General features: G+C 40.3%; 12 protein-coding genes and 1 pseudogene. 9 read left to right on the top strand and 4 right to left on the bottom strand.

Annotated elements, in window-relative coordinates; genetic code table 11:
* Nucleotides 1-37 precede the first annotated feature (37 nt).
* Nucleotides 38-967 carry a ribonuclease Z gene (gene rnz / locus NSQ41_RS12480; protein WP_094246177.1) on the top strand — a complete coding sequence of 310 codons (930 nt, stop codon included), beginning with the start codon at nt 38-40 and terminating at the stop codon, nt 965-967.
* Nucleotides 968-1,871: 904 nt separating this feature from the next.
* On the opposite strand, the gene namA is transcribed toward rnz, so the two are convergent.
* Nucleotides 1,872-2,897: an NADPH dehydrogenase NamA gene (namA, locus tag NSQ41_RS12475; protein WP_130157790.1), complete on the bottom strand. Its 1,026-nt coding sequence runs from the start codon at nt 2,895-2,897 to the stop codon at nt 1,872-1,874.
* A gap of 129 nt (nt 2,898-3,026) precedes the next feature.
* Nucleotides 3,027-3,863 carry a pyrroline-5-carboxylate reductase gene (gene proC, locus NSQ41_RS12470; RefSeq protein WP_094246174.1) on the bottom strand — a complete coding sequence of 279 codons (837 nt, stop codon included), beginning with the start codon at nt 3,861-3,863 and terminating at the stop codon, nt 3,027-3,029.
* Nucleotides 3,864-4,188: 325 nt separating this feature from the next.
* Between proC and NSQ41_RS12465 the strand changes: the two genes are divergently transcribed.
* From NSQ41_RS12465 to NSQ41_RS12450, 4 genes are all read left to right on the top strand, one after another.
* Entirely contained in the window at nt 4,189-5,157 is a 969-nt protein-coding gene (locus tag NSQ41_RS12465; protein WP_339193020.1) for an MBL fold metallo-hydrolase, read from the top strand.
* Entirely contained in the window at nt 5,158-5,952 is a 795-nt protein-coding gene (locus NSQ41_RS12460) for an SDR family oxidoreductase (protein WP_094246172.1), read from the top strand.
* A gap of 339 nt (nt 5,953-6,291) precedes the next feature.
* Nucleotides 6,292-7,548, top strand: coding sequence for a UV damage repair protein UvrX (locus tag NSQ41_RS12455; protein ID WP_063388352.1), 1,257 nt, complete (start codon nt 6,292-6,294; stop codon nt 7,546-7,548).
* A gap of 38 nt (nt 7,549-7,586) precedes the next feature.
* Nucleotides 7,587-7,916 (top strand): YolD-like family protein, encoded by a 330-nt coding sequence (locus NSQ41_RS12450; protein WP_066247653.1) that lies wholly within the window; start codon nt 7,587-7,589, stop codon nt 7,914-7,916.
* A 315-nt stretch (nt 7,917-8,231) separates the two neighbouring features.
* On the opposite strand, the gene NSQ41_RS12445 is transcribed toward NSQ41_RS12450, so the two are convergent.
* Nucleotides 8,232-9,378, bottom strand: a protein-coding gene (locus NSQ41_RS12445) for an IS3 family transposase (RefSeq protein WP_339210033.1) whose coding sequence is annotated in 2 segments (ribosomal slippage) — nt 8,232-9,107 and nt 9,109-9,378 — 1,146 coding nt in all. Because the reading frame shifts where the segments join, the coding sequence is not laid out codon by codon here.
* Between the two features lie 456 nt (nt 9,379-9,834).
* Nucleotides 9,835-10,206: an iron chaperone gene (locus NSQ41_RS12440; protein ID WP_130157796.1), complete on the bottom strand. Its 372-nt coding sequence runs from the start codon at nt 10,204-10,206 to the stop codon at nt 9,835-9,837.
* Between the two features lie 400 nt (nt 10,207-10,606).
* Between NSQ41_RS12440 and NSQ41_RS12435 the strand changes: the two are divergent.
* The 4 genes and pseudogenes from NSQ41_RS12435 (at nt 10,607) to NSQ41_RS12420 (ending at nt 12,419) form a co-directional block, all read left to right on the top strand.
* Nucleotides 10,607-11,387, top strand: a pseudogene (locus NSQ41_RS12435) (class I SAM-dependent methyltransferase).
* A 209-nt stretch (nt 11,388-11,596) separates the two neighbouring features.
* Complete coding sequence (locus NSQ41_RS12430; RefSeq protein WP_066247658.1) at nt 11,597-11,920, top strand: iron-sulfur cluster biosynthesis family protein; 324 nt, start codon at nt 11,597-11,599, stop codon at nt 11,918-11,920.
* 10 nt (nt 11,921-11,930) lie between these two features.
* A complete protein-coding gene (locus NSQ41_RS12425; RefSeq protein WP_063388346.1) occupies nt 11,931-12,173 on the top strand; it encodes a DUF2552 family protein in 243 nt (80 codons plus the stop codon).
* Nucleotides 12,174-12,209: 36 nt separating this feature from the next.
* On the top strand, nt 12,210-12,419 hold the full coding sequence (locus NSQ41_RS12420; RefSeq protein ID WP_130157802.1) for a DUF3886 domain-containing protein: 210 nt from the start codon (nt 12,210-12,212) through the stop codon (nt 12,417-12,419).
* The last annotated feature ends 348 nt before the right edge of the window (nt 12,420-12,767 follow it).

The raw sequence follows: 12,767 nt of genomic DNA, 5'->3' as shown, positions 1-12,767 counted from the left end.
ATAATAACAGATAAAAAGACATTTGGAGGAGCGAACGTTGAATCTTTATTTTTTAGGAACAGGTGCTGGTCTGCCGGCCAAACATCGAAATGTGTCTTCCATTGCGCTTGAATTGCTTGAAGAACGCGGTTCTATTTGGCTGTTTGATTGCGGCGAGGCGACACAGCACCGGATTTTATATACGAACATCAAACCGGCAAAAATTGAAAAAATTTTTATTACGCATTTGCATGGTGATCATATATACGGACTTCCCGGTTTGTTAGGAACAAGATCCTTTCATGGCGCCGAGAGCCCGCTCGTAATTTACGGTCCTCCCGGCATTAAAGAATTTGTGGAACAAACTTTGAAGTTAAGCTTTACTCATCTTAAATATCCGCTTATTACAAAAGAAATATTTGACGATGAAACCGTTTTTGAGGATGATCAATTCATCGTTAAGGTAAAGAAATTGGAGCACGGCATCCCTTCATTCGGTTATCGGATTATAGAGAAGGATCTGCCCGGAACACTTTTAGCGGATCGATTAAAAGAAATTGGAGTAAAACCAGGACCTATATACAAAAAATTAAAAAATGGCGAAACAGTCCAACTTGCTGATGGAAGAGTTTTGAATGGAAAAGATTTTTTAGGTCCTGTCAAAAAAGGACGGATTGTTTCGATTTTGGGTGATACAAGATATTGCAAGCAAAGCGTCGAATTATCAAAGGATGCGGATGTTTTAGTGCATGAGGCGACATTTGCAAAGGATGAAGAGCTTTTGGCCTACAATTATTTTCATTCGACAACAGTTCAAGCAGCGCAAATTGCTTTAGAGGCAAACGCAAAAACGTTATGGCTGACGCATATTAGCTCGCGATATCAAGGCGAAAAGGATTGTCAAATGCTTCTGGCTGAAGCAAGGGCTGTATTTCCTGAAGCAAGCCTTGCCCATGATTTTTTATGTGTCCCAATTCCTAAAAAGTAGAAAATGGTATGGGGATGCCAAAAATGAAACTTTCGCCGCCTTTTTTACATAGAATAAAAGAATCGTCTACAGGTATATTTAGTCCTATAATCGGGCAAAAAAATCGTCGACATGATTCTTGCAGAATCTCTGAACTTTCAAAATTTTTTCGGTTGCGGCAATGAAAGAATGATATGTTGATTCAACACTCACTGTATGCTTTGGAAAATGCAATATGCAAACAAAAGCTGCCTCAAAAGGCTTTTTTGAGACAGCTTCTTCTTGTGCGCCCGGCATGGGTGTAATCTATAGGGTGAAAGTCCCGAGCTGCGAAGGCAGAAGTAGCAGTTAGCTTAACGCAAGGGTGTCCGTGGTGACGCGGAATCTGAAGGAAGCGAGCGGCAAACTTTGGGTCTCTCGGAACACGAACTTCATATGAGGCTAGGTATCACTGGGTGAGTTTGCAAGACAAAACAAAGCCCTTTCTGCCGAAGGTGATACAGAGTAAATGAAGCAGATGGATGGAAGGAAAGATTACACTCTTACCCGGGGAGGTCTGGCTGGCACGCCAAGTAACCTTGGTAACCTATCTAGTGATAGATAGCTGAACAGTCAGAAGTCAGCAGAGGTCATAGTATTAGTTGGTCTAGAACAACTAAGAAGGACCGAACAATTAAGAGAGAATAGCCCTTGGCATTCAGTGAGTCATGATGAACACAGAAAACGTAGTACCTCACTTGAGGGAGGAAGCGGTGAATCCCGTGGGAGATCTCTTGGAGGGTGGAGTGACCACTGGCATAAAGAGAACAGCTATTCACGGAAGTTATGAAAACTTGCGTCAATTATCTTAATTGAACCGCCGTATACGGAACCGTACGTACGGTGGTGTGAGAGGACGGGAGTTAATCGCTCCCTCCTACTCGATTTATACGCGCCATCCGCGTTCATATTGTGTCGGCGATTCAATTTTTGCGTTTAGTTCATTAGCTGCATGGTAAGGCCAATATGGATTTCTCAATAATTCGCGGGCGACAAAAATAAGATCCGCCCGGTTGTTTTTTAAAATCTCTTCCGCCTGCAAAGGTGAAGTAATTAAGCCGACTGCCCCTGTTTTGATGTTTGCTTCCTGTCTGATTTTTTCGCTAAATGGCACTTGGTACCCGGGATAAACATCTATATTTGCCGGGACAAGCCCTCCTGAGCTGACATCAATCAAATCGACACCATCCTCTTTCAGCCATTTAGCAATTTGTACGTAATCATTTATCGTCGATCCGCCTTCAACATAGTCACTGGCGGAAACACGAACAAACAACGGGCCTTCCCACACTTTCCTTACGGCTTGGATAACCTCTTTTAAAAACCGGTAGCGGTTCTCTAAGCTTCCTCCGTACTCATCATTGCGCTTGTTTGATAGCGGAGATAAAAATTCGTTAATGAGATAACCGTGGGCTGCATGGATTTCGATGATATCAAAGCCTGCGTCCTTAGCTCGTTTTGCTCCTAATTGAAATTTTTCAACCGTTTCTTTTATTTGTTCTTTTGTCAGTTCTTTCGGTGTACGGCTGTTTTGATCAAAAGGAATTGAAGATGGGGCGAATATGTCTCCGCTCACATTTGACTTTCTTCCTGCATGAGCAAGCTGGATACCTGTTTTCGCTCCGTATGATTTGATTTGCTGCACAAGTTCAGCCAATTTTATAATATGGTCATCTTCCCATATACCGAGGTCCAATTCAGAAATTCTGCCTTCCGGCGTAACAGCTGTTGCTTCAAGAATGATGAGGCCCACCTGTCCCACCGCTCTTGAAATGTAATGTGTGAAATGAAAATCTTCAAGAAATCCTTTTTTATTTGCGGCTGAGTACATGCACATCGGCGACATGACAATTCGATTTTTCAATGTGACATCTTTAATCGTAAATGGAGAAAATAATAATCGGTCTTTCATCTTTTATTCGCCTCCCTAAATATTTCCTTTGAAATTTTAGCAATTATGATTATTTTTGTCATATGATCTGCTTGGTAAATATAAAAAAGGGGTTCAGTATTGCTCGCTGAACCCGAATCCGATTTCAGATTATTGTTCGTTCACCAGTTTTTCCTCCAAAGCGCTGTTTAATTCTTTTGACCGTTCGACTGCCCGTTTCACACAGCTTATAATAGCTTCATCTACGTGATGATCGTTTAAGACGCTTAAGCCGGCTTCAGTTGTGCCGCCTGGGCTCATTATTTCTTTTCTTAGAGTAGACGGCTCTTTGTCAGACGTTTTTAACATTAATGCTGCCCCATAAAGTGTTTGAACAATGAGGGAGCGCGCCATGGACTTTTCTAACCCGATTTCTTCTGCTGCTTTTTCCATTGCTTCTACTATGTAATAAATATAGGCTGGTCCGCTTCCTGCCAGTCCTGTGACGGCATCGAGCTTGTCTTCTTCAACAATTTCAACTGTTCCGATCAATTGAAACAGTTCAACAGCTGCTGACAGGTCACCATCCGTTGCATATTGTCCTTGTGCCAAGGCGGTTGCTGATTGTCTGATGGTAGCGGACGTATTCGGCATTGCTCGAATGACGGGAATACGTTTGTTGAATAATGTTTCAATTGCTTTCGTTGAAACGCCTGCGAGCATGGAAATAACAAGATGGTTTTCTGTTGCGTATTCGCGGACTGTTTTTACTGCCTCGTCAACGTCCTTCGGCTTCATCGCGAAAAAAATCGTTTTTGTGTTGTCAAACAAATGCTTTTTATCTTTTGTCATCGTGACGCCGTATGTTTTTTGCAGCTCCTCGAGCCGCTTTTCATTGGAACGGTTTGTCACAACGATCTCTTCTCTCCGGCACTTGTTCCCGTTGATCAATCCGGATATAATAGCTTCCGCCATAGATCCGGCTCCGATAAATCCAAACTTGTACATAAAAAGAGACTCCTTCCTGATTGTTTTATATGTTTCTTTTGAACTTCTTCCCTATAAACTTAGTTTAAAAGAGAAGAGATTCAGTTGGAAAGGTAGCGAGAAAACGTTTTACTATTCATCTGTTAAGCAACAGAAGCGCATGCTTTGGATAGGCTTGTATGATGAAATGTTTCCCTGCCTTAAATTCTAAAAGCGTTGTAGAATTAATTTTTTATCAGTTCCTACGGCTTGTCAAGTATACTTATGAATTATTTGAATAAAATGACAAATTGATTTATCATGTGTAAAATAAGTTATATTAAAAAATTAAAGGCGGTTTGCAAAAATGTTCAGCAAAGATGCAATTTATAAAATAACGATCCCTATACCTTATCCGATTAAAGATGTGAACGTGTATGTTGTAAAAGGGGACGCATTGACATTAGTGGATGCAGGGATGAAAACGGAGGAAGCGTGGAGAGTTTTTGAACATAAGCTGAAGGAAATAGGGCTTGTGCCTGAGGATATTGAGCAAGTCATTCTTACCCACCATCATCCTGACCATATCGGTTTGCTCGATTTTTTTGATGGCGATCTTCGTGTTTTGGGCCATCGTTTGCTTGCTCCTTGGCTTTCTCATGATGTGCGTTTTTTTGATCGGCAAAAGGAATTTTTTTTAGAATTGTTGAAGCAGTTTGCCGTCCCAGAGTCGTTTAAGTCACACTTAGATCATCTTGATCTTTCCTTATATCCACGCAATCATCCGCTGACCTCCTCCATTCAAGAAGGAGATGAAATAGACGGGATGCCTGGGTTTACAGTCATTGAGACTCCTGGACATGCCCAAAGCCATATCGTTTTGTACAATGAGGAAGACTGCCGAATGATCGGCGGCGATCATTTGCTGAAAACCATTTCCTCCAATCCTGTTCTTGAAATGCCGTATGAAGGAAAAGAGCGTCCAAAACCTCAGCTGCAATATAATGAATCTTTGAAAAAGCTTTTGCATATTCCGATTTCTGTTGTCTTTCCGGGTCATAAAGATGAATTTTTCGATCCTCACCTGTTGATTCGGAACCGTTTAGACAAACAGCATGAACGCGCGCTCACCGTATTAAAGCATTTAGAAAAACAGGAAATGACGGTGTTTGCTCTTTGCAAGCTTCTTTTTCCGTCTGCTTATCAACAAGAGCTTTTATTTGCTATATCAGAAACTGTTGCTCAGCTTGATTATTTAGAACAATATGGAAAAATTAACAAAAGAATAGAAAATGGCGTTTTACTTTTTTCCGCGCAACGAAGAGGTGACAAATAAATGAATTCGCGGCTTAAAGATCGATTGGTAGTTATTACGGGGGCATCGAGCGGGATCGGGGAAAAAATCGCAAGGATCGTTGCAGAAAGCGGTGGACATTTAGTTTTGCTGGCTAGGAGGAAGGATCGTCTCAAGAAACTTTCGGATGAGCTTCAAGCCTCTCACTCTATTTCTTGTACATATTACGAACTGGATGTCAGTGACCTTGACGCAGTTTCCGAAGTATTTACGGACATCACAGAGAATTTTGACCGAGTGGATGTTTTAGTCAATAATGCTGGTTTTGGTATTTTTCGAAATGCAGAGGAAGCAACATTCGAAGAGATGCAGCAAATGTTTAAAGTAAATGTGTTCGGATTAATTGCTGCGACAAAGCTGGTTCTTCCGAAGATGCTGGCCCAACGGGAAGGGCATATTATTAATGTCGCCTCTCAGGCTGGCAAAATAGCTACTCCGAAATCAAGCATCTATTCTGCTACAAAACATGCTGTTTTAGGCTTTACGAACAGCTTGCGGATGGAAGTGGCGGACCGCGGGATTTTTGTAACATCTGTCAATCCGGGTCCAATTGAAACGGATTTTTTCAATCTTGCCGATACGTCAGGGGATTATGTGAAAAACGTCCAACGCTGGATGCTTAATCCGGAAGCTGTTGCACAAAAAATCGTGAGCGTGATGCTGACAAATAAACGGGAAATTAATATGCCTGTTTGGATGGAGCTTGGCGGGCTTGTTTATCGTCTTATGCCCTCCCTATTTGAAAAAGTTGCCGGAAATTTGTTTCGGCAAAAATGACCGGGAGCATGATGCAGGAAATGAACAGAAAGCTGAAGGCGGACTTTTCGCTAAAATCTCCGCTCTCACTTCTGAAAAGGCGCGTCAAGCGTCTTTTTATTTTGACAAAAAATTCAGCTCTTTCACCGATTTGTCTCCAACTTAAATCTTCTAAAAAACGCGGCTGTATTTTGAATAAGCTTTCCAAGCTTAATATCTGTTTTTCGATGCCGTACTTCGTTGTTATGCTTCTTTTGTACCGCGAAAAATGGCGCAAATTCCCATTGAAATCGAACGTATATTCCCATACAATAAAAATAAAATAAAACCGAACATACATTCTCATGAGGGGATGATGGAATGAATTATGAATCGTTTCCAAACCGGCATATATTATGCATCGATATGAAAAGCTTTTATGCGAGCTGTGCGGCGGTCATACTTGGGCTTGATCCTTTAACAGCCCACATTGCTATCGTTGGGGACAAAGAGCGGACAGGAAGCATTGTATTGGCCGCTTCACCAAAACTGAAGGAAGATTTCGGAATTCAAACCGGATCCCGCTTATTTCAAATTCCAAACGACCCCCGCATCCGCCTCATCACTCCGAAAATGGCGACGTATTTACGGATTTCTGCTGAAATTACTCGGCTGCTGAACCGCTATGTTCCGAAAGAAAACATCCATGTTTACAGCGTAGATGAATGTTTTATTACTGCGGATGGAACAGAAAGACTTTGGGGGGATGCGCATAGTCTGGCCGAAAAAATTGTGGAAGATTTACGAAATGAATTTTCTCTCCCATGCGCGGTTGGGATCGGTCCAAACATATTGATGGCGAAGCTTTGTCTAGATTTGGAGGCGAAAAAGAAAGGTATAGCGGAATGGACGTATGATGATGTCAAAACGAAGCTGTGGAGCATCAAGCCGTTGCGTAAGATGTGGGGGATTGGGGCAAGACTTGAAAAAACGTTAAATCGAATGGGAATTTTTACAGTCGGTCAGCTCGCAAATTATCCGTTAGAGCTCCTTGAAAAGAAGTTCGGCGTCATGGGGAATCAGCTTTATTACCACGCATGGGGAATAGATCTTTCCGACATAGGCTCTCCGATTATGCTGGGGCAAATCAGTTTTGGAAAAAATCAAATATTGCTTCGCGACTATCCGGACCCCGAAGAGGTGAAATGCGTCATCTTAGAAATGTGCGAGGAAGTGGCAAAAAGAGCGAGGGAACACCGGATGGCGGGGAGAACAATCAGCCTTGGAATCGGCTACAGCCAAAAGGAAGGCGGGGGAGGATTTTACCGTTCAAAAACGATGGATGTCTCAACAAATATTACGATGGATCTTTATCGAGCCTGCCTTTTGCTGTTTGATCGTTTTTATGAGGGGAAGACAGTCAGAAAAATTTCCATCTCTCTTTCCAACGTGGAAAAAGACAGCGGCATGCAGCTTGATTTGTTTAGGCCGAACCGCATAAAAGAGCATCGTTTAGGATATGTAATGGATGCGATTCGGAACAAGCACGGCTCCAATGCACTGCTGCGCGCTGTTTCGTATACGAAGGCAGGAACGAGTCTTCACCGCAACAAGCTGATCGGCGGGCATTATGCGTAACGAATATGAAGAAAAGAAAGCAAAGGATGGGATAAACAATGATTCAGGATCGTGGAAGCATAAAATGGACAGCTATGATGCTGCCCGAGCATGTGAAATTACTAAGGAAATACAATGAAAGTTTAGATAAAGTCGAAAAACCGGTTTTAGATGAACAAAAATATGAAGAATTTAATGAAGTTATCTGTGAGGCTATGGAAGAGAACATTACTCTACAATTCACCTATTATCAAAAAGGTGAAATAAAGAAGCTTGTCGGCAATATTCATTATATCGATCAGCTAAAAAGAGAATTACGAATTGTTGATTACTTGACTAAAAAACATGTTTTAAAATTAGGAGATATTATTGAAATTGAGCAATACTAAGAAAACAGCATTAGAAATACAAACTTAATAGGGGTAGCGTAAGGTCAGGAAAATGCAGATTTACAACGCTTAGAAAATGACGATAATTAACAGCCCAATTGTAATGCACCCCTTTGTCAAGACACAAATTGATAATATTTAAGTTATCCATTCTCTCCTTTCGCTATGAATGTGGTACGTGTGCGATAAAGGCTTGACATGGAGCCTCTACGGGCACGATTTTTTGCGCTGGAGCGATGGACAGATAACATCGCATGGCTAAAACAGCCTATCATGCCCGTCTCTCCATATAAAGCCTCTCATCACGTTCGATGGTTAGGATGCTTGAACCATCTTAGGTTGCTTGTACACTGTTGCTGGCGTCAAATAGTCCAAAGATTGGTGAGGTCGGTCTGTATTATAGAACGTAACATAGAGTCGAATGCCTTTTCGCAACTCTTTAGGATTCTCGAATTCATTGAGATAGATACATTCATACTTTAAAGCTCTAAAGAATCGTTCCGTACGACTATTGTCTGTTGCTCGTCCTTTGCCATCCATTGATACCTGGATGCCATACTCTTTCAACAGCCCGAGATAGTCAGCGTTTGTAAAATGGCTGCCCTGGTCACTATTGATGATGGCCGGCTTACCATGACGCAATGCCCGTTTAAGACAGTTGATGACAAATCCTTTCTCCAGCGTACTAGATAACTCGTAATCGATCACTTTGCGGCTGAACCAGTCGATGATGGTAAACAGATACATAAAGCCCCGTCCCATACGAAGGTAGGTGATATCCACTCCCCACACATGGTTCGGATGGGTGATCTCCAATCCACGGAGCAGGTAAGGTCGGCAGTACTTGGCATGTAGCCTCTTACTAAGGTTGGGTTTTGGGTAAATAGCTTGTATACCCATAAGGCGCATGAGACGGCGTACGCGTTTACGATTCACATCAAATCCTTTCTCACGAAGTTTCGCAGTCATGCGCCTGTAGCCAAAGTAGGGATGAACTGTATAAAGCATATCCATTTCGTGCATGAGCATGATGTTTTCTGAGCTTTCTGTTTGCCCCTTTGATTGGCGATACACGCTAGTACGATGAATACCTAATAACTGTGCCTGACGCTTGATGCTGATCGATGGGTGATTGAATTCGACCATAGCCTTTCGTTCGTCAACAGACTTATTTGAGCCCAGATTTTTTTTTCAGCCAGTCAACTTCAACCGTTAACTGACCTACCAATTTCTCTAAATTTTCTTGTTTGGCCTCATATTCTTTACGGATTTTATCCACTTCGCTTGAGCCTTTTTCAAAGACCATCGAGGATCGTTCTAGAAATTCTGCTTTCCAACGACTGACCATGACTGGGCTTAATTCATATTTGGCGGCTATTTCATTGACGGTTTGCTCTTCACGCAACACCTCAAGAACCACCTTAGCTTTAAATTCTGCGGTATATCGGTTTCTTTTTTTCATGGTATCATTATAACTTATTTATCACGCTCATGTGTCTCACCTTATGGGAGCATTATAAATTTCTAAAAATTTGAGAAATTGGGCTTTTTGCTACTCTACCATCGGCGTCCTATAATGGAATAACTAAAACATGATCTCAATCTTAAAATCAATTAATTTTTCTTTCACTAAAAAAGCACCCGTTAGTGAATAAGTGACATTCACGGTTAACAAAAAACAATTAAGTTTCACTCTGCCACTATAGGGTCATTTTCTGGAATAAGTAAGAGAATTATTTTCTTAGCTCCTGTAATAATTTACACTTATTAAAAAAGGACGCACCCCAAACTTTGACATTAGCTGTGTCAGGGCGTCCACAACAAGAGTGTTGGGGCATGAAGAAAAAGCGTTTTTGTAGCTATCAACTTCTTAAAGCCTCTCAGAAGCCCTCACAGGCTTTCTAAGGGCTATCCTATTCTATTTCCGCCAAAAAGTTGAACAGTCTGCTTTATCCTGAATATTAAATTCAATCATTTTCTCCAGCAACTCGTAATTTACCGGCTCATTCCACGGAATTCGAAACAAGCCTTTGGTAGCGCTGTAGCCAGCTTGGGCGATTTCATCGGCAAAATGCATCATTGTCTTTTCTTCAGGTGAAACGCTCAAATGATGCTTCGCTGTGGAAAAGCCGATGATAAATGTGCCGTGATCGGTAAACATTGGCGTATTCCACTTGATTTGCGGTTTCAAATTTGGAAATTTATTAGCAACCCACGCCAAAATTTCCTCTGTTCGGTCGCGGTGGTCGGGGTTATCGATACCTGCTAAATATTTTGCAAAAACTTCCATGTTATTTCCTCCTAAAATAAAAATCGTTCAGAGAAGTTCCTCAAACCCATTCGTCGTTAAAACTCCTCACAGAACCGCTCAGACAAGTTCTTAAACAACACCTATTTCCACTATATATTTTACAACCTGAATAGTCAAAATGGCTTAAAATGCAAATTAGTTTGAAATTTTCCATCCGAATGTAGAGTTAAAAAAGGTTCGATCATTTAAAGCAAATTATAATAAAGATTGATAAAACCATGATATTGTGAAACAATTTACTTAAACGAAAGGAAAGGGTACAGCACCAAATTAAATGAATATTAGTTTAATTTATGCTGTATCTTTTCGCTAGTCAACTACACGAGCCGTAGCAATTCAATGACCGAATTGCTACGGTAATCAGTTTAATGATTTAAGGATGGCTGATAACTTGAAAACAAATGCTAGGTATCAAACTTGGATTCGAATGAATAAACTACTAATTTTTTTGCTTTTTTCACTTTTATTCATTTTGTTGACATTCTTACCTATTAATTTATATCTGCGAGTTTTGTCAGGTATTATAGCGTTACCATTAATTTATATTACATTTATCCTTTCTTATTCTTATTACCAATTCGCAGCATTTGGGGGAAATTATCAGTCAAAAATACATGACTTAATTGTTGCCAAGGTGAATTGGGATGGGCAAGGAAAAATACTGGATATAGGAAGGCAGCGGTTCACTGATTATAAAACTTGCAAAGGCTTTTCCTGAGTCCCTATTAACTGGAATTGATTATTGGGGCGACGATTGGGAATATTCGAAAGATCAATGCCAACGAAACGCTGAAATTGAAGGGGTTTCTGATCGAATAAATTTTCTGAAAGCAAGTGCCACAAAACTGCCTTTTAAAAATGATGAATTCGATATAATTGTAAGTTGTCTAACATTTCATGAAGTTAAAGATGAAAGAAATAAAACAGAAGTAATGAAAGAGGCATTAAGAGTGTTAAAACCTGGTGGTGGATTTGTCTTTTTAGATTTGTTTATGGATGAAAAAATATTTGGGGATGAAAAAGAACTCTTAAATTCCTTAAAGAAACATGGTGTATCTGAATTGAAAAGCTACAAACTCGCTAAAGTAATGAAACTGCCAAAGCTTTTATTGAACAAAAAAGTATTAGGGAATGCAATGATATTGATTGGAAGAAAATAGACGTGTCATCATTTGCTTGTGAAAATAACGCTGATTTCTCACAAATAAAAACAACAGCTTTATTCAACTAACCCGGCTAATAGTTTGTCCATATTTCTCTATAAATGTTTAAAAAACGTTAATCGGTTATGTTCATTCTGCTTCAATAAGCGGAGAGAGCTAAAATATGATAGAATGGAGGCAAAATTAAAAAAGGATGATTTTAGCCTATGAACATTTCGTTTACAAACGCAGCGAAAGCAAAGCTTAAAGAGATATTGGAAATGAACGAAAACCGCTATATAAAGCTGAAATATGATACAGATGGCTGCGGCTGTGTCATGAGCGGTGTTACTGTTCTTTGGCTTGTGAAAGATCTTGATGAGGATGATATGAAAATTGATACAAATTTTGTCCCGGTGTACGTGGAGCGATCAAAGCTTGTTTTTTTAGATGATGAATTGCAAATCGATTATCACGGGCAAAAACAAATATTCATGCTCAAAAGTCCAATGCAAATTTACAATCCAAGAATGAGCTGCATTGTGAAATGAGGGAACAAAATTGAAGGAACGTCTAGCTTCTTTAAAGAACATTGCTTTAAATAAAACATGGGTGTCCTTTCTCCATGACAATCATCCGTACACCCTTCTGCATTGGTCTGTAGGAGGAATGGGATATGAAAAAAAGGATGTGTGGCTGATTCAAGATGAAATGACGTTTGAAGCGGAAGAGTTTGCCACGATCGATGAAGCAATTGCATGGATGGAAAAAAACATGCAGAATATTCACGATGTATTAGGATAAAAAAGAGCATGCATTGGTCAAAGGAAGGGAAAAAACATGAAAGATGCATGGAATCTCAAAGATCAGATCGGCGAAGAAAAAGCGAAAAAGCTTATAGATATGAAAAAACAAATTGAAGAAGAAAAGGAGAAATTAAAAAAACTGGAATTGGAGCGTAAAAGAAAAGAGGAACAAAAGCGGGAAAAACAGAAAAGCTTTGCTGAATTGCTCGCAGAAAGCGACTTGAAATGGGAAGATTTTAAATAAAAAGCTGGAAAGGAGGCTGTCCAAAAAGTCAGGGTTCACTGACTTTTTGGAGCCCCTTCATTTTAGGGACTTATCGGATAGACCATTTTTCCTGTCTTGTTTATATCCTCCAGAAGTCTTATGAAGGACTTTTCTTCATTAGGTTCTTCAAAAGTTGTATGACGGACATTCAGCATATACAATTGCTTCTTGTTGGACTTCATTGCCTCTATGAAGGACATTTACAAATTTTATTCGATTATTTTTGTCCTTCACAGTAGTATTTTTCCCCGATCCTTCATTTTAGGAACTCATCGGACAGCCCCTTAATTCCCAACATTTATTATGCCGCCATGAATTTGTTTAGAA

Source organism: Aeribacillus sp. FSL K6-8210 (assembly GCF_037963925.1).
Lineage (GTDB): Bacteria > Bacillota > Bacilli > Bacillales > Aeribacillaceae > Aeribacillus > Aeribacillus composti.
This window is presented reverse-complemented; position numbering and strand designations above follow the sequence as displayed.